Raw genomic sequence first — 24,483 nt, forward strand, 5'->3', positions numbered from 1 at the left:
CGTATTATAAGCGAAATAGCATAAAAAATGAATAGCCGCCTTACTTAAACATTAAAGAAACAAACACAATTGAACAAATAATCCCGATTAAATCGGCAAAAAGTCCTACTTTTAATGCATCTCCCATTTTTCTAATTCCAACAGCTCCGAAGTATACTGTTAAAATATAAAAAGTCGTATCTGTACTCCCTTGCATCGTAGAAGCCAATCTTCCAATAAACGAGTCTGGCCCATATGTGGCAATTAAATCGGTCGTAATACTTAAACCAGCAGAGCCTGAAATAGGGCGTATAAGTGCTAGTGGAACAATTTCTGCTGGGACATGAATTAAATCTAACATCGGCTTCATTACTGATATCATTGCATCTAACGCTCCAGACGCCCGAAAAATCGAAATAGATACAAGCATTCCAACCATAAACGGTAAAATAGAGATCGCAATTTGAATCCCTTCTTTTCCCCCCTCAACGAACGATTCATACGTCGGCACTTTCTTTATCGTGCCATATAAAAGGATAAAACCGATTACACAAGGGATTACCCATAATGATATCGTATTGACAATACTCATTTTTTCCGCCCCTTCCTACTCCTTCTTCGGTAAAAATAGCGGTCAATCCAAATCGCTCCGATCATAGAGAGTACTTGTGCAATGAATGTTACCCCAACAATTTCAGTAGGATTCGCTGATTCATACGTCATTCGAATCGAAATGACAGTAGTAGGAATTAAAGTAATCGCTGATGTATTTAATGCGAGAAACGTCACCATAGAACGGCTCGCCGAATCCTTCCCTCCATTTAACTCTTTCAATTGTTCCATCGCTTTAATACCAAGAGGGGTTGCTGCATTACCTAACCCAAAAAAGTTCGCCATCATATTCGATAAAATAAATCCCATTGACGGATGATCTTTCGGTATTTCTGGAAACAACCTTTTTACTATCGGCATAAAAAGTGACACTAACTTTTTTAACAACCCTGCTTCCTCTGCAATTTTCATTAAACCGAGCCAAAATACTAATACACTAATAAGTCCTATACAAATTGTTACTGCATCTTTTGCTCCGTCAAATACGGCTTTATTTATTGCTTCCATCGTTCCATTTATCATGGCATATACAATCCCTATGACTGCCATCGCTACCCATACGAGATTAACCATCGCTCCCAACACCTATCATATGAGAAAAAATTTCTTTCACATTATTCCAATACATTCCCGTTGTAGCTACTAACTTTCGTTTACTATAAAATAAATTCCGTTCTCCAACTTTCTCATTGCCAACATAAATTTCCGTCTTCCCAACCTTTACTCCATCTTTAAGTTTTGCACTTTTATCAAGTTCAACTTTTAATACGACATTCTTTCTTTCCTGCTCAGTTAATGGCACTGCAAAACTATTTTTTGTATATACATGATTGGCATATTTCTTTTCAGTTATTTCAGCAAGAGCTCCTTGTCCTACAACGTTCGTTTGCTTGAAACGTTCAAAACCTTTATCAAATAAATTCATATGATCATCCCAATCACTAGAAGCGCTCAAAGTTACGACAATTAGATCTAGTCCATCTTTTGATGCTGTTGTAACAAGTGTCCGTCCTGCTTTCTTCGTAAAACCTGTTTTTCCTCCTGTCGCAAATTCATAATAAGATGTCACGAGTTTATGTTTGTTTTTCCACGGATAATCCCACGAATCTGATTTATACGTTTTTGTCCCAAAAATCTTCTTAAAGGTTTCGTTCCCCATTGCATACTTTGTTAAAAGTGCCATATCATAGGCTGATGAATAATGGGATCCATCTCCATCCAAACCATGTGGGTTTGAAAAGTGAGTATCTTTCATTCCAATTTGTTTCGCCTTTTCATTCATTAAATATACGAACCCTTCTATACTTCCTCCTACATTTTCAGCAATTACTTGTGCTGCATCATTACCAGATCTAAGCATGAGTCCGTATACTAAATCCTCTAACTTCACTTTCTGTCCAGGCTTTAAATAAATTGCTGATCCTTCTACTCTCACCGCTTCATTACTAACCGATACCATTTCTTTCATTTTTCCTGATTCAGCAGCTAACAAGGCTGTCATAATTTTTGTTATACTAGCAATTTTTTGTGGCTCATGTTCTGCTTTTCCGTATAATACACGACCGGACTGTTGCTCCATTAATACAGCATTTCGAGCACTGACATTACTGTTCATCTTTGCATATGTAGGAATTGGTATAACGCTTGCGTACATAATAAGAAGCGTGATTATTACACAAATTCGTCTCATATTTCCCCCCACGTCCTTTTGGCACTTTTTGTACAAGTGTATGCTTGGCCTTTTAAAATATGAACGAAATCTCTTTCTCCTTCTAATAAAAAAGACGCAGAGAACCTGCGTCTAATACGGTGTCCATTCAATTTGTTTCGCACTTTCAAATCTTTTTTCTACATCAGGCCAATTTACAACATTCCACCAGTTTTTAATATATTCATCTTTTCGATTTTGGTATTGTAAATAATACGCATGTTCCCACACGTCTAGCACGAGGAGCGGTATCGTATCCCATTGTGTAAATAATTGATGAAGTGTACTCTGCAAAATTTCTAATCTTCCAGATCGTGGTACCCAAACGAGAAGCGCCCAGCCTGATCCTTCCACTTTAGAAGCTGCTTCTGTGAAATGTTTTTGAAAACGTAAAAAACTCCCAAAATCTTGTTCAATCTGTTGTGAAAGAGCCCCTCTTGGACTTCCGCCACCATCTTTTTTCATGTTATTCCAAAATATCGTGTGTAAGTAATGACCTGATCCATGAAAAGCCGCTTCTCTTTCCCAATGCTTAATTAAATCAAATTGATTTGTTTTTCTCGCTTCTTCCATCATTTTCTCTGCCTTATTTAACCCTTCCACGTAACTGCGATGATGTTTATCATGGTGTAACATCATAATTTCTCTAGAAATATACGGTTCTAACGCATTATACGGATAAGGTAATGGTGGAAGTGTATGCCCTCCAATCGGAACAGCTCGTTCACTATCCCCTCTTTCATATAGTTCATATTCCTCTTCTCCTTGCACGAATACTTCCTGCAAATGATGCTGAATATGTTCTACATCATCACTTATTTCATACATAAACTCTGCATCTGTATCATACTCATGCTCTTTCATACGATCTAATAACGTTTGAATTTTATAAGCAAGCATATGGACATCATACACTTCCATTGCACGGCTATCTAATACGTGAAGAACACTTTCACACCAGCTTTCTACTTCATGAAAGTAATCTGTAAATACACCTTGCTGACTCATGTTACACCTCCTTAATGCTATCCCCATAAATATATTCAAAGGAAATCCCTTATATAACTTTACAAAAGGAAAAGAAGCTAAGTCTCCTTAGCTTCTTTTTCGCAATTAATATTTGTGTAACATCTTTGTTTGGTAATCCGTCTCATAATATTCTAGTTCTTCACGCATCAATTGAAATTTTCCTTCTAAACTCTTCATCACTTGCTCTATAGATGCTGGTGGCGTTTGTTGAAAAACGATGGAGTTTTTCCCTGTATAGGCAGACCGACTATTTTCATACCAATGATCACTCTTTGGTGAGAAAAACTCTGCAATTACTTGATGATAAATTTTATATAAAATTTTCTCAGCTGCTGTTTTTCGAAATGGCTGGCTATTTAACAAAACAAAACATGCATCATGTCCTTCTTCACAAAAAACGAGAAGACGTCTTATTGATGCTAATAACCCTTTATAATATTGCTCGTTCCCTGCTGGTTTTTCTTCTAATAAAGAAGGCAACGTATGATAATTTACATAATTGGTTATCAAAGTAATAACATCTTCTAAAAACATAGAAACTTGTTCTGTTTGATTTTCAACCATTAGATTAGACATTTTTTCCCTCTCCTTTGCCATTTCACGCTATTTCTACTCTTTTATTTTTATGTAATTCAGCTAATATTTCTTGTACTTTCACCACTGTTTCCTCATCAAAATATTGTTGGAATGCTTCTATATTATTTAAATATAAACGTTTTTGCATGCGATGCTCATTCTCTTTCAGTAAACAACATATCGCTACAATATCCCGTAAATATATGTCTTGTTCTTCTACTTTACATACTGGATTTCCTTCAAAAGGAGTAATTTCTTGTAAAACTTCTTCAAAATATCGAACGTATAAAACGGAAAAAGTTCTCTCTTTATTATTTAATATATATGTCACTTCAGATCTATTAAAGAAATCTTCTGATGTATTAGGTTTCGCTTTCTCTAACTCATATCCCGCATAACCTATTATAATCATCTACTTCCCCTCTCTTCCTTCTTTCAATTCATTTTAACTTAATTTTCTGACAAACGAAATACTCTTTTAAATATGACCCATATAAAAAATAGCTTCTCTATACAGGAATTTACCTTTTTATTTTTCTTGAAGTTTGTCATAATAATATTATTGTCTCAGTTTTCTTATACAAGGAGAGTTGTATTTATGTCGTTTTCATGGAAACGTTTCTTACAAATCGGGAAAATTATCTTCCCATTTGTTGTATTAACAATTGTATTCTTTCAAGCAAAAAAAGAATTAGCAGGCATTTCTTTTTTAGAAGCAATCAATACAATTAAAAACATTCCAACCGGAGGAGTCTTTTTAGCAATTACACTTGGTGCATTTGCCGTATCAACAATGTTCTTTTATGACTATGTTATGCTTCGTTATTTAAAAGCTGATATACCAGTCCAAAAGATTTTTCGTATCTCATGGATTGCTAATACTTTAAATGGATTTATTGGGTTTGGTGGTCTCGTTGGAGCTGGTGTACGCACAATGCTTTATCGTCCATACATAAAAGAAAATGGCAAACTTATTAAAAGTATCGCCTGGATGACAACTGCTTTTATTAACGGACTCGCAATTCTTTCTTTCCTCGGTCTTATTGGAATATTAGACACAAGTTTTATTTTGCATGAAAAACCGTGGCTATGGCCTGTTCTTATTTTCTTCGCCCTTTTCGTCCCTATATACATTGGCTTTTCTAAACTAAAAAATAGAAAACCAAAGCAAACCGAAGGGCAAGAAGAAGGGGAAGAAGAAAAAAATCCAACTGTTTTATACTCATTAGTTTCATTAGTTGAGTGGGTATCTGCCGGTATTGTTATGTACGTCATACTAATATTATTTGGTATCGATATCGAATTTCAAAAGTTTTTAGGTGTGTATGTAATTGCTGCTTTAGCTGGTGTTGTTAGTCTCGTTCCTGGTGGACTTGGTTCATTTGATCTTGTCTTTTTAACTGGGCTCGGACAATACGGCATTGATACAGGCGTATTACTACCTGCTATGTTATTATATCGCCTCGTCTATTACATTTTACCTTTCTGCCTTGGTCTTATTTTTGCAGCTTTTGAAATGACAGGCGTGGCCATTAAAAAGTTTGAAGATAAACCTTTTATTGCGCCTGCATTAGAAACAACTGGTGTTATATGGACTTTGCAGCGTGATTTTCTAGGAAAACTAGGTTCATGGGCCTCTGCTGCTTTAACAGTATTTGCTGGATTAATGGTTATTTTATCGACCATTCTACCGACAAGTATAAACAGGGCACATGCCTTACATATTCTAGCTCCAAAACATCTTATTCAATTTTCTTTTAGCTTATCACTAACATTTGGTATTCTCCTCCTGATCCTTTCGCGAGGGATATATTATGGAACAAAGCGTTCTTACTATATGACGATTATTTCTTTAATCGGAGCAGCCATCTTTAATACGCTAAAAGGGATTGATATTGAAGAGACGTTTATTTTATTAATCGTACTCGCTGTATTATATATGCTTCGTAAAAGATTTGTACGCGAGAAAATGGAAGTCTCACTTTCTGATATGGTAAAAGTTTTTATATTCTTACTCATAACTTTATATTTATATAAAAACTTAGGTATTTTATTTGCAGGTGCAAAAGAAGCTTTTAAACCTGATTTTGTCGTTCGTAATATTACACAAGTGAAACGAAGTGCATTAGCAGCTGCCTTTTTCGTTCCTACATTTTTACTGATTGGCTCACTCATTGCCAATCGTTATCGAAATGAATTTCCCGGGCAACCAGCTAATGATAAAAGGTTGCAAAACTTTTTAGATGAACATGATGGTAATGTACTTAGTCATTTAGGATTTTTAGGAGATAAACAATTTTTCTTCAGTAGTGATGGGAAAGCGCTCCTTCTCTTCTCTATAACTGGAAAACGTCTCGTTGTGCTAGGTGATCCAATTGGGGATCCTTCCTCCTACCGTACTGTGTTACAAGAGTTTTTAGCTGAGGCTGATCGATTTGGATACATTTGTGTATTCTACCAAATAGAAAGTAAATGGATGAGTTTATATCATGATTTTGGTTACAACTTCTTTAAACTTGGTGAAGAAGCTGTCGTTGATTTGAACACATTTACAATAACAGGAAAAAAACGAGCCGGTATGCGAGCGACTTTCAACCGTTTCGAACGAGAAGGCTATACATTCTCTATTCATCAGCCACCATTCTCAAACGAATTATTTGAAGAGTTAAGAAAAGTTTCAGATGCGTGGCTCGGCGGAAAAAAAGAGAAAGGTTTTTCACTCGGATACTTTGATCGTGAATATATTAGCCGAGCACCTATCGCTACATTATGTGATGCTGATGGAAAAATCATTGCATTTACAACCTTTATGCCCGTATATCAAGACGGATCATTGTCTGTTGATTTAATGCGCTATTATCCAGATGCACCTAGCGGCATTATGGATGCAATTTTCATCCACCTATTCCAGTGGGCAAAAGAAAATGAATACCACTCCTTTAATATTGGTATGGCACCACTTTCAAATGTAGGTTTATCGACACAATCTTTTTGGTCCGAACGAGTTGCTGCTGCCATCTTTAATAATGTTCGTTATACGTATAGCTTCAGCGGGCTACGTCATTTTAAAGAAAAATATAAACCAGCATGGAGCGGTAAATATTTAGCATTTAGAAAGAATCATTCTTTACCAATTACAATGCTCTCTGTAACAAAATTAATAGGAAAAAGAAAAAACAGCTAAACATTTAGCTGTTTTTTCTTTTTTGAACTTGTACAATAAATTCTTTTTCATATTTCTTACCATTTATATAGAAATCTCCCCATATTTTATACGTTCCTTCTATAGGAAATGTAATACGGTATTGTAATTGCTCATCTGTATCAACAGGTATTGCGTATAAAAAGTTTTCTCTCGTTTCGTCCACGATATAGAGCGCTTCCACTTCTCCTCTCTCTGAATGTAATTTCAATTTCTCACCCTTTTTCGCTTGGAATTGAAATGTTAACGTCGCTGGTTCATTCGGATGCAATGCACCAAATAATAGAGAAACTTCATACTCCCCTATTTTTTTTGTAAGCACACTATCGATTGGAAATTTTACTTTTTTCTTATTTTTCTCCTCTATTTCTCTCCCAAAATCTTTCTTCGCAAATGATTTCACAGACTTGTTTTTGTCTTCATATAAAAATATTGTATACCTTTCATCTTTCGCTATGTTGGAAGATACCTTATATGATCCATTCCCTGCAAATGTAGGTTTCATTTGTTGTACATGTTTTAATTGTCCGTCTACAATAACTGCCCGAATTTGATCATTCACACCACGAACTTCGTTATTTTTATTATTTAGTAATTGAAACAAAATATTTACTTTCTCATTTCCTTTTCCATTTGACACATCCCATTTTACTTCCTGAACATCACCTACAGTCTCTGTAGTTTCCTGATACTTTTTTATGTAAAATCCGCCTACTACAATAAATAGTAAAGCAACAAGTCCAATGACAAGATTTTTCAAAATATCACCTACCATTTTTATTGTCTCTGTTTATACAAAACTTCTTACATATATATTCTAGATTATGATTTATGAAATCCTCCTGCTTTGCACATATTACAAATAATTAAAAGATTTTAATTGAAAGGATTGATAGTGTATAATGCAAATGATATTGATTTCTATCAATACATTATAAGGAGGACTTTTCATGAGTGTACATATTGAAGCAAAACAAGGCGAAATTGCTGAATCTATTCTATTACCTGGTGATCCATTACGTGCAAAATATATCGCTGAAACATTTCTAGAGGACGTTACTTGCTATAATAACGTGCGTGGTATGTTAGGTTTCACTGGAACTTATAAAGGAAAACGCGTATCTGTTCAAGGTACAGGTATGGGTGTTCCTTCTATTTCTATTTATGTAAACGAATTAATCCAAAGCTACGGAGTTAAAAATTTAATTCGCGTTGGAACTTGCGGTGCGATTCAAAAAGACGTAAAAGTACGTGACGTTATTATTGCAATGACAGCTTGTACGGATTCTAATATGAACCGTTTAACATTCCCAGGTTTTGATTTTGCACCAGCTGCAAACTTTGACCTTTTAAAGAAAGCTTACGATGCTGGAACTGAAAAAGGCTTACACGTTCGTGTTGGTAATGTTTTAACAGCAGATGTATTTTACCGCGAAAGCATGGACATGGTTAAAAAACTTGGAGATTATGGTGTACTAGCAGTAGAAATGGAAACAACTGCTCTTTACACATTAGCAGCGAAATACGGTGTAAACGCGTTATCTGTATTAACAGTAAGCGATCACATTTTCACTGGTGAAGAAACAACATCTGAAGAGCGTCAAACTACATTTAACGAAATGATTGAAATCGCTTTAGATGCAGCAATTCAACAATAATACATTAAAGAACTCGTCATACGTCTGTCGAGTTCTTTTTATGTGACTTTTTACTAAAAACTACTTTCGGAAGAGACAGATTTTCTCCTCTACTTTTTTGTAACGTTTGTTATAATAAAGAAATCATTTACAGTATTTCTCACAAGAGGTGACGCAGTGAAAAACAGAAGTATCGTCTTTAAACTATTTTTATTAACATCAACATTATTTACAATCATATTCCTCCTTTTTTTCTTAGGACAATCTCTATTTTTAGAGAAATTTTACATTAATAAAAAAGTAAAAACAGTTCAAACTGCTTTTGAGAAGTTCGTAAATACTTACGAAGAAAGTGGTAAAACTTATGAGGAAATTCGAAAACTAAAACAAGAATTTCATGATAAAACAAATGCTGAAATGCAGTTTTTAAATACGAACGGCATTATTAAAAGTGACAATAATTTCTACATTGATGTAATTAATCCTAAAAATAATAAAGCATATTCCATTCCACTCAATAATGTTTTAACGCCAGAAGAATATAATAAATTCGAAAACTTAGGATTGAAAAAAGATGGGATGATAAACGTCGTCGGTTTTGTACAAGATTCCACCATAACACCACTAGAATTGACAACAAACTATAATCGATGGCAAAACGAAAATGTCAACTCAGATTTTCAATCCATTAATGGAAACCCTGCTAAAAATAGACTTACAAGCCGATCCAAAACTGTGACTCAAATTGAGTTTACTGGTATCGTATCTAAGTTACAGCTTCCATCCAAAGCGGATGTTCGTCTTGCAAATGATTTTGAAACATTACAAGCCGTTCAATATTTTGCAGAGATTATTAGAAATGGCACTGCTAACTCACACCAATTAAACACTTATATAATAGATGGTGGAGAGAATATAAAAAATAGTATCTTTGTAAAACCTATTGTGGAAAATGGAAAAATTACAGAGTACGCTTTTGCGATAGCATCTTTACAACCTGTTAATGAAGCGATGCTCGTTTTAAAGGATTATTATGTCTATGCCTTAATCATCGTATTTCTCGTAATTATTTTATTATCCTTCTACTACTCAAAAATCATTGTGAAACCATTAATTAAAATGAATCGCGTTACAAAAAAAATGGCCAATTTTGATTTTAGTGAAAAATTACCTGTGACAGCAGACGATGAAATTGGCGGGCTTTCCGGTAGTATTAATACGTTATCTGTAAACTTAAAAGACCGAATCGATCGATTAAATGTTGCCAATACAAAATTACAACAAGATATTGAACGTGAACGTCAATTAGAGAAAACGCGAAAAGAATTCATTTCTGGTGTATCACACGAATTAAAAACACCACTTAGTGTAATTAGAAGTTTCGCAGAAGGAATTAAAGATGGCGTTAGTAAAGATACGACGTATTACACAGATGTTATTTTAGAAGAAACAGAAAACATGAACAGACTTATTGTTGAAATGTTAGAATTAGCAAAACTAGAATCTGGTACGTACAAACTAGATATGACGACATTCTCAATCGGTGAATTAATTCAACAAGTCTATACAAAGTTATTATTTAGCATGGAGGAAAAGCATTTACAAGTGAACGTAGATGTAGACTCTTCTATATTCGTTAAAGCGAATCGTAGTCGTATTGAGCAAGTCGTTGTGAACTTACTTAGCAATGCAATTCGCTATACGCCAGATGGAGAAAAAATACACGTCTCCGTTATAGAACTGGAAGATATAGTAAAAGTCGAAATCGAAAACACAGGAAACCCTATCCCTGAAGAAAGTCTTGAAAAAATTTGGGATCGTTTCTACCGTTTAGATGCATCTCGTAGCCGTCATACTGGAGGTACCGGTCTCGGGTTATCTATTGTAAAAAACATTTTAGACCTCCACCATGCCGAGTACGGTGTATATAACACGACTAATAGTGTTGTATTCTACTTTAATTTACAAAAAATAAAAGAAGTCAAATAATTTGTCTTAATTTCACTAGGAGTTCACATGAAATTCACACTCTCCCTTTATAGTAGGAAACAAGTTAATCCTTTCCTTTACACACATAAAAGAGGAGAGTGCGTGAAATGAAACAAGCAGGACAACCTATTCAAAATGAAAAACAATTAGAAACTATCAAAAATATACTTTTACAATCTTCGAAACGTGATGGCTTATTATTCGTATTAGCTGTAAATTCTGGCTTAAAAGTAAGTGAAATCTTACAATTAAAAGTTAGTGATGTAATCGATGAACATGAAAATGTTCGCCATTCCATTTTATTTTACAATGAAAAAGTAAAGAAACATAAATGGTTTGCTGTAAATGAAGACTTGCAGCACGCGATCGAAGACTACATGAAAGAACGTAAAACTTGGAAACGTAATGAACCATTATTAAAGTCTCAAAAAGGAACGAAATCTATTACGAGACAACATGCATGGTACATTTTAAACAAAGCTGCAAAAGAAGTTGGATTAGAAGGGATTAGCTCACATACACTTCGAAAAACTTGGGGATATTGTGCATACAAATCAGGTGTTGATATCGCATTTTTACAACACTTCTTTGATCATAGTACTCCATCAAAAACTTTAAAGTATATCGGTATTGCTTAATAACTCTTATACATAAAAAAAGTTACCATTTATAAATGGTAACCTTTTTTATGTTTCACATTCTCTTTTCTTGTCTCTCCTATATTGTAGTGGTACTCTAATAGTAAGGGGGAGAAATTATGAACACATTAACAATTGAATTACCGAAAGAAACGGCTGAAAAACTTGATTTATTAAAACAAGCTTATGAAAAGAAAACAGGTGCTTCCATTTCTGAAAGTACTCTTGTTCAAACACTTATCTCAAAAGAGTTTATCCAAGCGATAACTCCTTTTGATTTACAACAATTCGTCACTGGAAAAGAACAGCATTAATTGCTGTTCTTTTTTTTTGATACTTTATTAGGAGTTTACTAGCATTCTCCCCCGAAAAACTTCTTTGCTTCAGCCAAACCTTTTATCAGGAATCTTCCTACCCGGTAATGTCTCATAAAAAGTTTTTTATTTATTTTTCGGAAAACTATTGACAATGATAATGATAACCATTATCATTTATTACGAAGCCAACAATTGATGAATCAACCAAACGCTCAGTAACATTGTTACCCCTCTTTTTCATATAGAAAGGCACTGTACATTCCCCCTGTTTGTACAGTGCCTTTCTTGTTTATTATCATTCAAACAAATTTAATTGCTCAGGCTTCGGCTCACCATATGTAATGTTCATCATTTTCATAAGCTGTTTCGCATTATCCGCTGCATCTCCGCCCGAATTATTGTTAAATAGTACATATATGTCCTTTGTCTTCTTTTTTAATTGCTCTAGTCTTTCTACCCATTCTTCTAATTCTTTATTGTTGTAGCGATATAAGCAACGAACCGCTCTCCAATTTTCCCCTTTATCAAGCCACCCATGAACATTCCTACCATGAAAACGTATTAACACCATCTCTGCATTCGTTACTTCTAATACGAGCGGTACCGAACCTATCCCGGCCTGCGGCTCATCACAAATGGTATGAATCCATTTCTCATGTTCTAGAAACTGTATCGTCTTATCTTTCATTTCGGGATAAAACCATGTTTGATTTCGAAATTCTATGGCACACGGTAAACCTTCCATTTTTTCTTTCGTATATCGAAGAAAATCCACATTTTTCTTTTTACAATCAAACCATGGTGGATATTGAAATAAAATCATTTTTAATTTATCAGCTTCTATTAAAGGCAGAATAGATTGTTTGTACACATCAAACATCTCATCAAACGTAGAAAAAGGGATTTCACCTTTCATATGTCCTGTCATTCCTTGATATGCTTTTACTATAAAAGCAAAATCTTTCGGTGTTTCCATTGCCCATTTTGTATAGTTTCGTGCAGGTTGCATCGCATAAAATGAACTATCCACTTCCACTATAGGAAAATACTCACTATATGTTCGTAATTTATTTCTATTTTCATAGGGATCTATATATAAAGAATCATGATCTCCCCACCCTGTCACTCCAATGAAAAGCAAATATATCCCTCCCTTTTTAACTTCACCTTCTATTCATTCTACTCACTTCCCGAACACTTCAGCTAATCAATTTTATTAAGTAGCCCCTTCTTTAAGAGTATCCGTATAAAAATATGATATACTAGATGGAAGAATTTTTAAATTGAGGGGTTATTTATTTATGCTTCCAAACGATGATATTGTATCTCATGAAAAACGAATAGAAGAATTAGAAAATAAAGTACGTTTTTATGAAGAACTTGTGAATCAATTACCAAATCATTTCACATACAAAAATCCACATATTGGTTTACAAATAAAGAAAACGAGAACGACTCATTCCATTCAAAACATAAAAAAAGAGAATAAAGAGGCTGATTTTCAACTTACTTGCGATTCATTATTTTTATTTGAGCAACTTGAAACATACTTCATTCATATTTTTGATGCTTTTTCACATCATGTAACCTTTGTTGATGCTAAAGGAAATATCACTTTATGTAACCAAGCTGCAGCAGATGATTTTGGTGTAGTACGAAATGATATAATCGGAAAGCCAATTCAACAATTACTACAATTGCCAGAAGAAAAAATTAAAGCTCTTGAAACATTAAGAACGGGAACAGAAATATATAATGAAGAAGTTTTAGACAAAAACTATGGCATTTTAAATAACCGAATTATTCGTGATTATAACGGAGAGATTTTTAGAGTTATTAGTGTCTTTCATTATTTAAACACAGAACGTGATGCAGAGAAATTTTCTTTAGCAGGGCGAATTGCAGCTGGGATTGCACATGAAGTACGTAATCCTCTTACAACCGTACGAGGTTATTTACAATTTTTACAAGAAACTGTTTCTCCATCTAATAAAGAATTATTTGAAAACTTACTTATTCCTGAATTAGACCGCGCAAATAGTATTATTACAAAATTTTTAGCTATTTCAAAAACACGCGAATTTACAAGAGAACCGTTTCCTATTAATACATTTTTACGTGAGTATATTCAACAGTTACTAGCTAGTGAAGTCTTTTTACATAATATTTCAATTGATTATAATTTTTCTACCGAATTAGATGATGTATTAGTCCATATTGATCGTCATGAACTTGTACAAGTTTTTTTAAACCTATTTCAGAATGCTGTCGATGCTCAAGGTGAAAAAAAACTTTCTATCCAAATTACTAGTTATCGCCTAGATAATTTTGTTCGTATTACTTTCACTGATAATGGAATTGGTATTCCAACAGCCATTCAAGAGTATATCTTTGATCCATTCTTCTCAACAAAAGATTCGGGCACAGGACTGGGCTTGTCAGTAACGAAGAAAATTATTCAAAATCATAACGGTACATTAAAAATGACCAGTAATCAAGATGGTACAACTTTCACTATTTCAATTCCAATTTTACCTAAAACAACCCTTGAAAGATTAAATGACTACAAATGAGGTACTCCTCCACAAACTGCATGCCAATTGTTAAATACCTACAACAATTAGCATGCAGTTTTTTATGCTGAATTTTTCGTCTTTACATTATATAAACCTTCTCTTTATCTTACTTATTTTTGCTAAGAGGGCCAATTTCTTATTTTTTTTAGAAATGGTAGTTTGTCCATCACGAATTTAGTATAAATTTCATTTTAATATATAGTAACGACTATTGATTCTATGAAAGAAAGGAAAAGTATTTTATGGTAATGATGGTTGCGAAGTCAGAGCTTGTAGTTATATTAACATCTCTAAGTCCGAACTTACAGAATTCGTTAGACTTCTTCAAGCTCTTGGCCAAGCTATTCAAGCTGTCTTTCAAAACCCTTCTCAAAATAATATCGATAACTTGATTGCTGCCCTAAATAACCTACAAAAATTCCTCAATTGCTTAGATTTATCTCCAGCACAAAAACAAATTGGAAATTCTATTATCGCTAATCTATTAACTATTTTAAAAACAAAACCTTTCTCATGCGGAGCATTGTACGTTGAGCTACAAAGCTTGCTTAATTATTTATTGTATATCGCTAAGTTATTCAAAGTAGATTGCTGCACTATCGACAAACTAGTTAAACTCATAACAGAGATCCAAACTATCCTAGTTCAATACGGGTCAGGTTGCCTTGGAGGAGGAGCAACAGGTGCTACTGGACCTCAAGGACCGGCTGGTGCTCAAGGTGCTACTGGTGCCCAAGGACCGGCTGGCGCAACAGGTGCTACTGGTGCTCAAGGACCAGCTGGCGCAACAGGTGCTACTGGTGCTCAAGGACCGGCTGGTGCTACTGGTGCTCAAGGACCAGCTGGCGCAACAGGTGCTACTGGTGCTCAAGGACCAGCTGGCGCAACAGGTGCTACTGGCGCTCAAGGACCGGCTGGTGCTCAAGGACCAGCTGGCGCAACAGGTGCTACTGGCGCAACAGGAGCAGCGGGTACTCCAATTCCTGTAACTATCGCAGCTATCGGAAACTCAAATCCACAAACTATATCCCCTGGAACAAACATCCAATTCAATCAAGTTTTTGAATTAACTAATATCTCTTTCAACGATACTTCAGATACTTTAACAATTTTAGAAACAGGCGTATATGATATTAGTTTCTCAGCGTCTACAACTTTCCCAGGATCTTCACCATTCGGATTCGGTATTTCATTCAATGGCCAACCACCTAATCGTAACTTCTCAACTAACGTTATCGGTAGTGCTGTTTCTTTCTCTACAATCGTTACTTTACAAGCTGGTACAACGATTGCTGTACAGCCTACAGCAAACACTATTTCTATTCCTAACACAGGCGATACAACTGCAACACTATCCGTATTCCGAATTTACTAATTTTCAATCAATAAGTATATTTATAATAATATGTATCGTTTAACCGTGCATTAAATCTCTCTTTATATAGAAAGGAGCACTTATTTGGGAGGATAAGTGCTCCTTCTTTACGTTTCTTTACCTCAAATTTACTCTGTCTTAATCCTCATTTTGTATGATAAATAGTGAAGTCAAAGATATGAAAGAGGGATGAAAATGAGAGTTATGTCACTAATACGCATTTGGGTTGCTCTTATGGTATGCATTATTTTATGTGTAGGATTTTTTTTAACTCTAAAATATTCCACTATATCAAAAGCAGAGAGAAAAACTGTTCCATACAAACTTTTGTATGCAAAACAAAGCAACATCCCTTATTCCAATGCCTCAAATAATGAAAAAAAAGTTATAAAAGGAATGCTTATTACGAAAGCTGCTAGTTCCGAAGCGTTACTTCAAATTGCTGAAACGATTAAAGTTCAGTATACAAATAAAGAAATTGATGAAATCACGCTTTCTATCCATAATGAAAATAATGGTAATTACGAAGAAGAATTACCTTACGAACCTATTAGTAAAGGAAAAATAATCATCACATACGATTCTCAATCCTTTGGCAGTACAAATGTTACACTTAACGAGTAATACTATTTATCCCAATTAATATGGGCTAACAACTCGTAGGGATAGATACAGCTCCTCCCACCGATTAAAAGTTCACTTAATTTCTCATACGAAAAAGAGGCGAATTTCGTTATTCGCCTCTTTCTTTTACCAAAGTGAAGGAATCCATTCTTTCACTTTGTCGAGCCACTCTTGTTGCTCTTTTTTTCTTTGCTGTTCCTCTTCTTTCCTTCTCTTCTCTTCTTCTTTTCTTCGTTTTTCCTCTTCTATTGTATTCAATTGTTTTTTATAATCAGCCTCAGATATGAGCGATAACTGGAATGCTTTTTGAGCTGGATTGGCATTCGCTTTTTTCATAATATCCCGGAACATTGTCGTCGTAATTTGACTCCCCCCTGGAACATAATGATCGCTATCTGTTTTATCAAATCCTACCCAAATCGCACCTACTAAATCTGGTGTGTATCCAACAAACCATGAATCCTTTGCACCGGTGCTTGGTCCATTTACAATTTGAGTAGTTCCTGTCTTACCGGCCGTATCAACATTATTAACTTTCGCCTTTTCGCCCGTTCCCTTTTCGACAACACCTTTTAATAAATATGTCATCTTTTGAGCAATTTTCTCGCTCGTCACTCGTGTCTCTTTCTTATACCACTTTCCAATTGTTTCACCTTCAGCATTTTGTATCTCTCTAATCGCATGAGCTTCCACTTGGACACCGTCATTTGCAAATGTACTGTATGCTTGAGCCATTACAAATGGAGAGGTCCCAACATGCATCCCGCCTAAAGCAATTGGATACGTACGATCTTCTGGCACTAATGGAATACCAAATCGCTCTAAAGATTTCAATCCTTTATCCAATCCAATTTGTTCCAATAGCCAAACAGCCGAAACATTGTACGACTTTGCCACGGCTTCATACATTGTCACATCACCGTGAAAAGTGTGATCACTATTTTGCGGTTTATATTCTTTAATATTAAATGGTTCATCTTTTAATATATCGTATACTTCATACCCTTGCTCTAAAGCTGGTACATATACAGCCAGAGGCTTTAACGTTGAGCCAGGTTGTCTTTTTAATTGGGTTGCATGGTTAAACTGTAAAAACTGATACGGTCCTCTACCTCCAACTAAAGCTGGTACACCACCTGTTTTTGGATTCATAAGAACTACACCCGTTTGCATAAGCTGGTCTGAGCCATTATCTTTGAAATAACTCTCATTATTCACAACGTCTTCTACAGCCTGTTGTTTTTTCGGATCAAGCTCTGTGTAAATACGATAACCACCTGCTAAAATTTCATTTTGTGTTAATTCGTACTTGTCCATAGCTTCCCTAACAATATAATCTACATATTGAGAGTATTTCCCTTTGTATTTATCATCCACACCACGTTTTAACACAAGACCGCTCTCTTTTTCTTTATTATACTGTTCGTCAGAAATATATCCTTGCTCTTTCATTAAACTTAATACAACATTACGTCGTTCGATTGACTTATTAAAGTTTTTATATGGTGAATATGCAGACGGTGCTTTAATCAAGCCAGCAATCGTTGCAGCCTCTGAAACCGTTAAATCTTTTACATCTTTATCAAAATAAGATTTAGCTGCCCTTTTTATACCCCAAGCACCTTCGCCAAAATAAATTTGGTTCATATACATTTCAATAATTTCATCTTTCGTATACGTACGCTCTATTTTTTTTGTTAAAAAATATTCCTTTATTTTTCGAGAGTATGTGCGGTCTTGTGTCAGAAATACATTTTTCGCAAGTTGTTGTGTAATTGTACTTCCCCCTGCTACAACTTCTCCTGCTGTAATATTTTTAAAAACTGCACTTATAATTCCACTATAGTAAATACCGTGATGGTTAAAAAACTCCTTATCTTCTACTGCAACAATTGCCTGAACCATAATGTCAGGAATATCTTTCCTTTTAACACCTTCTGTTTTAGAAGAAGCTAATTTAGTCGCAACTTCATTATTTGCATCATAAATTAAGGTCGGTTGCGGAACAGCTTGTTTTAATTCAGATATGTCTTGAATGGAAATTATTATATTTATAGCAACAAATAGAGTAGCGAGTAAACTCCCTAATACAATTAATGAATTACGAAGTTTCTTCCTCTTGTTGAACCACTCCTGCATTTTTTTTAAGTGAGTGTTCTTCAATTTCATTCGTTCACTTCCTTCGTTTGTTTACACTCTTCTTTTCAAAAGGAAGAATATACCTCCTTTTAAATTTATTATAATAACGTAGTCGTTCCTATAGTGTAAAGCTTTTCTTTCACATTCATACTTTTTGCAAGAAAAGGACATTCTACAAGTAAGATATTCACTATTGATTATTAATATTATTAATACAACAATGAGAGTTATGTTAAGTTTTTGTAAACTTTTCGATAAAATGTTTTAAAAAACGACAGTTTTTTGTTAGAATTGATTAGCCAATATATTTTACATATATTACTTTTGTGGGGGTAACTAATAATGGTATTTAAATCAAAAAAAGATAAATTTTCTGAAATGTTAATGAATGTTTCAGAAAATTTAAAAGAAGGCGCGCAGTTTTTCGTGGAGTATAAAATTAAAAATGCTAGCGATTTAAAAGAGTTTTCTATGCGCATGAAAGAGTATGAGTCAAAAGGTGACTCATTTATTCACGAAATCATTATGGAGCTAAACAAAGCGTTTATTACTCCAATTGAACGTGAGGACATCCTACAACTTGCAATGAGTATGGATGATGTATTAGACGGATTAGATCATAGTGCTGGTCTATTCGAAATGTATTCTATTACAGAAGCTGATGAATACATGATTAAATTCGTTGAAGCAATTAATCAATGTGCGATTGAGATTGCAAATTCTGTTGAACTACTGTCTAAAAAGAAGTTAGTCGACATTCGTACGAACGCGATTAAGATTAAGGATTACGAATCACAATGTGATGATATTCGCCGTCATGCAATTAAGCACTTATTCTCTCGTGAGAAAGATCCGATTAAGATTATTCAATACAAAGAGATTTACGAAGAGCTTGAAGAAGTAGCGGATAGCTGCCAAAGCGTTGCAAACGTATTAGAAACAATTATTATGAAGAACGCGTAAGGAGTTTGATCATGGATACACTCTTGATACTGACCGTTTTAGTAGTCATTTGCGCTTTAGCTTTTGACTTTATCAATGGATTTCACGATACAGCAAACGCTATTGCAACGGCTGTTTCAACGAAAGCTCTAAAGCCTAGACATGCAATTATTATGGCAGCTATTATGAACTTTTTAGGTGCGATGACATTTACAGGTGTAGCAAAAACGATTACAAAAGATATCGTTGATCCATTTGCCTTGCAAAATGGTTCTCTTGTAATTTTAGCTGCTTTGCTTGCGGCAATAGCTTGGAATTTAATTACTTGGTACTACGGTATTCCAAGTAGTTCTTCGCATGCAATTATCGGCTCAATCGCAGGTGCAGCTATCGCTGCTGCCGGTATTAGCTCATTAAATCTTAAAGGGTTCATAAAAATTCTTGAAGCTTTAATCATTTCACCGATTATCGCTTTTGTTATTGGTTATATCGTATACAGTATTTTTAAAGTGGTCTTTAAAAACTTTAATTTAACGAAAACGAACAAAAACTTCCGTTTATTCCAGATTTTCACTGCAGCATTACAAGCTTATACACATGGTACGAATGATGCACAAAAAGCAATGGGAATCATTACGATGGCTCTTATGGCCAATAACTATCATACTTCTGACGACATCCCGTTCTGGGTACAATTATGTTGTGCAATCGCAATGGGTCTTGGTACTTCTGTTGGCGGATGGAAAATTATTAAAACTGTCGGTGGACAAATTATGAAAATTCGTCCTGTAAATGGTGTAGCTGCTGATTTATCATCATCACTTGTTATTTTCGGCGCAACATTCATTCACTTACCGGTTAGTACAACGCACGTTATCTCTTCTTCTATTTTAGGGGTTGGTGCTTCACATCGTGTGAAAGGTGTAAAATGGGGAACTGCAAAACGTATGTTAATTACATGGGTTATTACACTTCCTATTTCAGCTTCGTTAGCTGCATTATTTTACGCTTTATTACACTTAATCTTTTAATTAAAAGTCGTCTTCCTTATTTTTCTAGGAAGACGACTTTTTTGTGAACAAACCTTTTTCTTATTAAAAAGCGTGTATAATAATTGGTGGATAAGTTATATAGAGGAGTTGGAAATTTTGGAATACATCATGTTACTTTTCATCGGGTTAATCGCCGGGACAGTCGGGAGTCTAGTCGGGCTTGGTGGCGGAATTATTATTGTTCCGTTATTAATCGGATTACACAGTCTATCACCACAACTTGCAGTAGGAACTTCAATGGTAACAGTCGTTTTTACAGGACTATCTTCCACCCTTACTTATATGAAGCATAAACGAGTAGATTACAAAAGTGGACTTATTTTATTTATCGGGAGTGGCCCTGGTGGTATCATCGGCTCGTGGGCAAACAAATTTTTAAACCAAGATACATTTTCTTTATATTTTGGGATTTTCCTTATTTTTGTCTCCATCCTTCTTATGTTACGAGACAAATTAAACCCCCTTTCTTTATCAAATATGACGGTAATTAAGCGTTCTTTTACAGATAACGAAGGAAACACTGTACACTATCAATTTCCACCGCTTCTCGCTATCTTTATCGCCTTTATAGTTGGTTTTATATCTGGATTATTTGGAATTGGCGGCGGTGCCTTACTTGTTCCAGCAATGATGCTACTTTTTGCATTCCCAGCACATATTGCTGTAGCAACTTCGATGTTTATCGTTTTTTTATCAGCAATTGTAAGTTCTGCAACTCACATCTCCCTTGGAAATGTCAGCTGGGTTTACGCATTAATTCTTATTCCTGGTGCATGGATTGGCGGGAAAATCGGGGCTTATATTAATACAAAATTAAGTGGTAATGCCGTAATTAATTTATTACGTATCACATTAATCATTCTTGGAACTAGATTAATCATTACTTCTTTTTTATAACGCGTTCTTTTTAGAATGCGTTTTTCTTATACACATGAATATAAAAATCCTCCTAAGAGAACAAATAAAATTAAACAAACACATAATAACATATAATTGGAAATATGTACTTTCTTCAAGTTGACCACTCCTATAACTGCGACTGTTATCTTTATGATAGCGAAAAAATAATTCACTTGCAGTTACAAAGTGCTAACAATGCAAAATCATTTATTACAAATTTTATCCTTATATTTCATTTCTTTGTATATTCTATCGTTTTAATAAAAAAAGATGTCATATTGACATCTTTTTTAGTGAAGAAGTGACCATCCCATAAAATCCTCATGTACTTGGCACGCCCTCTTATCGTTTCGATCATATAATTCAGCATAACTATCTGTTTCTTCATCATAAGCCATCGTATAAATAATTTGGCCGTCTACTTCAACGGATAACACGACTCCACCTTTCATCTCTTCTACATGAATGATAGCATTCGCCGGAATTCTCATATCCGTCATTTTTATCGCATCTAACAATATACTAAACCCCCTACAGCGTATTCATTGCTAGTACTATTACACACTAAATAGTATACTACTGTAATAGCATATATTTCGTCAATGAAATTGCTATTTAAAAGCATATTGTCTTTATACATATACGCTAAAATAGAAGAAATAGAAATGTTTAAATGGGGGGCTAACATTGATTCTACACAAAGGAGATGTACTATTCCGTCAAGGCGAGGACGGTCCTTTATATTTTATAAAAACAGGTTTATTAAAAGTAGTACGGATAGAAGAAGATGGAACACCATTTCTATTCAACATTATCGTTCCAGGTGAAACGATACCTCACCATTCTTTAATTTCACCGAAGGAATATCACGGTACAGCAATCGCTTTAATGAAAACAGAAGTTGAACCTATAATTAGTAATGAATGGTACGATCAACTTCAGGCAAATCCTGCATCATATGCAAATATTGCTATGCAACTACAATCAAAATTAAGAATGATGCAACAGCGTATCGATCAATTGACAACCGTCTCTCCGAAAGAACGTCTACATCGTTTACAAGAATGGTTCACACTATATTTAGGTGACATTCCTATATATGAAATATTAACACAAACTGAAATCGGTCAACTCATAGGTATACGCCGTGAAACGGTAAATCGGCTGTTACGAGAACAAATAAAAAACGAGGTAAAATAATACCTCGTTTTTTATTTATTTCAAACTTCATCTATTGTAAGCTTGCTGCTGGACCGAAAAATTCATAATGAATATGCTCTTGTTCCACACCTAAATTAGTTAGTGCAGCATTTATATGCTTCATAAATGGTACGGGACCACAGAAATAAAATTCTGCTTCAGTTGTCGGAATAATAGTTTGTAACCATTCAGCTTCAATGAAACCTTCTTTATCAAAGTTCTTCATTTCCATATCTTTTTCAGTTGGTGCAGAATAGCAAGTGTATGCTTTAACTTGTTCGTATTCATTATCTACTGTCTCAACGTGTTCTTTCATTGCATGTGTATTACTATTTATCGCTGCATGAACAAAACATACATTACGTTTTGAGTTTTGTTCAATTAACGTATTTAGCATACTCATCATTGGTGTAATACCTACTCCACCACTAATTAGCACAACTGGTAATGTTGAATCCATATTTAATACGAAATCTCCTGCTGGTGCACTTACTGGTAACATATCCCCTTCTTCTACATGATCGTGTAAGTAGTTAGATACTTTACCGTCCGGTGTATCTACACCTTTTTCTTTCTTTACACTAATACGATAATATTCTTTTCCAGGAGCATCTGATAAACTATATTGACGATTATGTGTATACGTTTCACCTTCTATATTTATTTGAATCGTTACATATTGTCCTGGGATGAATGAAGAAACTTGTCCACCATCTTCAGGTTTTAAATAAAATGATGTAATAACGTCGCTTTCCTTCACTTTTTTAACAACCACAAAGTTACGGAAATCTTTCCATCCACCTTCTTTATGTGCCGCTTCTTCATACATCTCTGCTTCAATGCTAATGAATGCATCAGCAATGACACCATAAGCTTCTCCCCATGCATTTAAAACTTCATCAGGTGCACCTGCGACCTCTTTAATTGCACGTAGTAAACATGTACCTACAATCGGGTAATGCTCTGCTTTAATACCTAAACTTCTATGCTTATGACCAATTTGTTTTACAACTGGAATAATAGCTTCTAAATTATCAATATACGTTGCAGCTGCATAAACAGCATTCGCTAGCGCTTGTTGTTGTCTTCCCTTTTTCTGATTTGTATGGTTGAAAATATTCAATAACTCCGGATGTTCCGAAAATAAAATTTGATAAAATCTCGTTGTAATTTCAACGCCTTTTTCTTGTAATAATGGTACTGTTGACTTTACGATTTCAATTGTTTTTGCACTTAACATTGTATCCCACTCCTCTATTTCCTTAACTGTTTTTAGTTTAACTGAATTGTATAGTACATATTGTGATTTTAATCACTATTAACACGGTGTTTTTGTGAATAATATATGAACATTGCACTTACAAAAGAAAATAAGCCAACTAGAATTCTAGCTAGCTTATTATTTGGACTGTATAGCTTGTTCAATTACCCTTATATCTTTTCCATCTCCAAACTCTGTATACCCCCAGATGTTCGTTTCACCTCTATATTTATTTACAATAATATCTAAGTCATGGTATACACGATGTGCATAAACTACATACTCAATATTTTGAAGTTCCACACCTTTTTTTACAATTTCATAGCTTCTATTTACATCACGTTTTATTTTTTCATTCTTTATTTCTGTATGTATATTTTTTAAAGACGATTCTTGTTGTTGAAACCATTGTTTAAATTGGTTCCAGTCTCCTTCTGTATAATTCTCTGCTTTACCGTAATTTAAGAAATTATTATAACTTTCATGCGTCATACGAATAAAATCTAGCACTTTTGTCTCCTCTTGCACATCTTCTATTTGAGCTATTGTACTTACCTCAGCAGGCTTATTCGCATAATGTAATAGCAATTTCATAAGACTATAGCTCGCAATGATCATTACGATAATAATCCCGAATACAATTAACAATTTCTTCATATACAGAACTCCTTCTCTACTAAAGATATTACAAAGTATGACTATACTTGTAACATTCTCTCGTAGAAAT

General features: G+C 34.5%; 23 protein-coding genes and 1 pseudogene. 12 read left to right on the forward strand and 12 right to left on the reverse strand.

Annotation, left to right across the window (positions count from 1 at the left end):
* Positions 1-40 precede the first annotated feature (40 nt).
* From spmB to AC1DMU_RS08690, 6 genes are all read right to left on the reverse strand, one after another.
* Positions 41-571 (reverse strand): spore maturation protein SpmB, encoded by a 531-nt coding sequence (gene spmB / locus AC1DMU_RS08665; RefSeq protein ID WP_000029511.1) that lies wholly within the window; start codon positions 569-571, stop codon positions 41-43.
* Positions 568-1,164: a spore maturation protein SpmA gene (gene spmA, locus AC1DMU_RS08670; protein WP_000247806.1), complete on the reverse strand. Its 597-nt coding sequence runs from the start codon at positions 1,162-1,164 to the stop codon at positions 568-570. The genes spmB and spmA overlap by 4 nt, the downstream gene beginning before the upstream one ends.
* Complete coding sequence (dacB, locus tag AC1DMU_RS08675) at positions 1,157-2,281, reverse strand: D-alanyl-D-alanine carboxypeptidase DacB (RefSeq protein WP_001252621.1); 1,125 nt, start codon at positions 2,279-2,281, stop codon at positions 1,157-1,159. The genes spmA and dacB overlap by 8 nt, the downstream gene beginning before the upstream one ends.
* Before the next feature lie 111 nt (positions 2,282-2,392).
* The gene (locus tag AC1DMU_RS08680) at positions 2,393-3,307 is read right to left on the reverse strand and encodes a superoxide dismutase (protein WP_000082674.1); all 915 of its coding nucleotides are present in this window, start codon (positions 3,305-3,307) and stop codon (positions 2,393-2,395) included.
* Between the two features lie 105 nt (positions 3,308-3,412).
* Positions 3,413-3,904 (reverse strand): YpuI family protein, encoded by a 492-nt coding sequence (locus AC1DMU_RS08685; RefSeq protein ID WP_000067570.1) that lies wholly within the window; start codon positions 3,902-3,904, stop codon positions 3,413-3,415.
* 22 nt (positions 3,905-3,926) lie between these two features.
* Positions 3,927-4,316 (reverse strand): hypothetical protein, encoded by a 390-nt coding sequence (locus AC1DMU_RS08690; protein ID WP_000583791.1) that lies wholly within the window; start codon positions 4,314-4,316, stop codon positions 3,927-3,929.
* A gap of 186 nt (positions 4,317-4,502) precedes the next feature.
* On the opposite strand from AC1DMU_RS08690, the gene mprF reads away from it, so the two are divergent.
* Positions 4,503-7,088, forward strand: coding sequence for a bifunctional lysylphosphatidylglycerol flippase/synthetase MprF (mprF, locus tag AC1DMU_RS08695; RefSeq protein ID WP_048541887.1), 2,586 nt, complete (start codon positions 4,503-4,505; stop codon positions 7,086-7,088).
* A gap of 4 nt (positions 7,089-7,092) precedes the next feature.
* On the opposite strand, the gene AC1DMU_RS08700 is transcribed toward mprF, so the two are convergent.
* Positions 7,093-7,881 (reverse strand): hypothetical protein, encoded by a 789-nt coding sequence (locus AC1DMU_RS08700; RefSeq protein ID WP_141499058.1) that lies wholly within the window; start codon positions 7,879-7,881, stop codon positions 7,093-7,095.
* 175 nt (positions 7,882-8,056) lie between these two features.
* Between AC1DMU_RS08700 and deoD the strand changes: the two genes are divergently transcribed.
* From deoD to AC1DMU_RS08720, 4 genes are all read left to right on the forward strand, one after another.
* The gene (gene deoD, locus AC1DMU_RS08705) at positions 8,057-8,764 is read left to right on the forward strand and encodes a purine-nucleoside phosphorylase (protein WP_000110707.1); all 708 of its coding nucleotides are present in this window, start codon (positions 8,057-8,059) and stop codon (positions 8,762-8,764) included.
* Between the two features lie 156 nt (positions 8,765-8,920).
* Positions 8,921-10,732 (forward strand): sensor histidine kinase, encoded by a 1,812-nt coding sequence (locus AC1DMU_RS08710; protein ID WP_088062683.1) that lies wholly within the window; start codon positions 8,921-8,923, stop codon positions 10,730-10,732.
* Positions 10,733-10,839: 107 nt separating this feature from the next.
* Positions 10,840-11,370, forward strand: coding sequence for a tyrosine-type recombinase/integrase (locus AC1DMU_RS08715; RefSeq protein WP_000806231.1), 531 nt, complete (start codon positions 10,840-10,842; stop codon positions 11,368-11,370).
* Between the two features lie 119 nt (positions 11,371-11,489).
* Complete coding sequence (locus AC1DMU_RS08720; protein WP_001094861.1) at positions 11,490-11,684, forward strand: DUF3924 domain-containing protein; 195 nt, start codon at positions 11,490-11,492, stop codon at positions 11,682-11,684.
* Between the two features lie 298 nt (positions 11,685-11,982).
* Here the strand turns inward: AC1DMU_RS08720 and AC1DMU_RS08725 are convergent, their stop codons facing one another.
* On the reverse strand, positions 11,983-12,828 hold the full coding sequence (locus AC1DMU_RS08725; RefSeq protein ID WP_000897337.1) for a DUF72 domain-containing protein: 846 nt from the start codon (positions 12,826-12,828) through the stop codon (positions 11,983-11,985).
* A gap of 160 nt (positions 12,829-12,988) precedes the next feature.
* Between AC1DMU_RS08725 and AC1DMU_RS08730 the strand changes: the two genes are divergently transcribed.
* From AC1DMU_RS08730 to AC1DMU_RS08740, 3 genes and pseudogenes are all read left to right on the forward strand, one after another.
* Positions 12,989-14,260 (forward strand): ATP-binding protein, encoded by a 1,272-nt coding sequence (locus AC1DMU_RS08730; protein WP_088062682.1) that lies wholly within the window; start codon positions 12,989-12,991, stop codon positions 14,258-14,260.
* Positions 14,261-14,489: 229 nt separating this feature from the next.
* Positions 14,490-15,638: pseudogene (locus AC1DMU_RS08735) on the forward strand (Gly-Xaa-Xaa repeat protein); the annotation flags it as partial.
* 195 nt (positions 15,639-15,833) lie between these two features.
* Positions 15,834-16,262 (forward strand): hypothetical protein, encoded by a 429-nt coding sequence (locus tag AC1DMU_RS08740; RefSeq protein ID WP_088062681.1) that lies wholly within the window; start codon positions 15,834-15,836, stop codon positions 16,260-16,262.
* A gap of 126 nt (positions 16,263-16,388) precedes the next feature.
* On the opposite strand, the gene AC1DMU_RS08745 is transcribed toward AC1DMU_RS08740, so the two are convergent.
* Positions 16,389-18,431, reverse strand: coding sequence for a transglycosylase domain-containing protein (locus AC1DMU_RS08745; RefSeq protein ID WP_088062680.1), 2,043 nt, complete (start codon positions 18,429-18,431; stop codon positions 16,389-16,391).
* A 312-nt stretch (positions 18,432-18,743) separates the two neighbouring features.
* On the opposite strand from AC1DMU_RS08745, the gene AC1DMU_RS08750 reads away from it, so the two are divergent.
* The 3 genes from AC1DMU_RS08750 (at position 18,744) to AC1DMU_RS08760 (ending at position 21,292) form a co-directional block, all read left to right on the forward strand.
* On the forward strand, positions 18,744-19,364 hold the full coding sequence (locus AC1DMU_RS08750) for a DUF47 domain-containing protein (RefSeq protein ID WP_000231446.1): 621 nt from the start codon (positions 18,744-18,746) through the stop codon (positions 19,362-19,364).
* 11 nt (positions 19,365-19,375) lie between these two features.
* The gene (locus AC1DMU_RS08755) at positions 19,376-20,374 is read left to right on the forward strand and encodes an inorganic phosphate transporter (protein ID WP_048544857.1); all 999 of its coding nucleotides are present in this window, start codon (positions 19,376-19,378) and stop codon (positions 20,372-20,374) included.
* A gap of 117 nt (positions 20,375-20,491) precedes the next feature.
* Entirely contained in the window at positions 20,492-21,292 is an 801-nt protein-coding gene (locus tag AC1DMU_RS08760) for a sulfite exporter TauE/SafE family protein (protein ID WP_000455764.1), read from the forward strand.
* A gap of 293 nt (positions 21,293-21,585) precedes the next feature.
* On the opposite strand, the gene AC1DMU_RS08765 is transcribed toward AC1DMU_RS08760, so the two are convergent.
* A complete protein-coding gene (locus AC1DMU_RS08765; protein WP_000882907.1) occupies positions 21,586-21,813 on the reverse strand; it encodes a hypothetical protein in 228 nt (75 codons plus the stop codon).
* Between the two features lie 169 nt (positions 21,814-21,982).
* Here AC1DMU_RS08765 and AC1DMU_RS08770 point away from each other — a divergent pair, with 169 nt between their 5' ends.
* Complete coding sequence (locus AC1DMU_RS08770) at positions 21,983-22,495, forward strand: Crp/Fnr family transcriptional regulator (protein WP_000600574.1); 513 nt, start codon at positions 21,983-21,985, stop codon at positions 22,493-22,495.
* Between the two features lie 31 nt (positions 22,496-22,526).
* Here AC1DMU_RS08770 and hmpA read toward each other — a convergent pair whose 3' ends face one another.
* Positions 22,527-23,735 carry an NO-inducible flavohemoprotein gene (gene hmpA, locus AC1DMU_RS08775; protein ID WP_088062679.1) on the reverse strand — a complete coding sequence of 403 codons (1,209 nt, stop codon included), beginning with the start codon at positions 23,733-23,735 and terminating at the stop codon, positions 22,527-22,529.
* A gap of 159 nt (positions 23,736-23,894) precedes the next feature.
* Positions 23,895-24,413 carry a hypothetical protein gene (locus AC1DMU_RS08780; protein WP_000734814.1) on the reverse strand — a complete coding sequence of 173 codons (519 nt, stop codon included), beginning with the start codon at positions 24,411-24,413 and terminating at the stop codon, positions 23,895-23,897.
* Between the last annotated feature and the right edge of the window lie 70 nt (positions 24,414-24,483).

The organism is Bacillus sp. 01N45 (genome assembly GCF_056399205.1).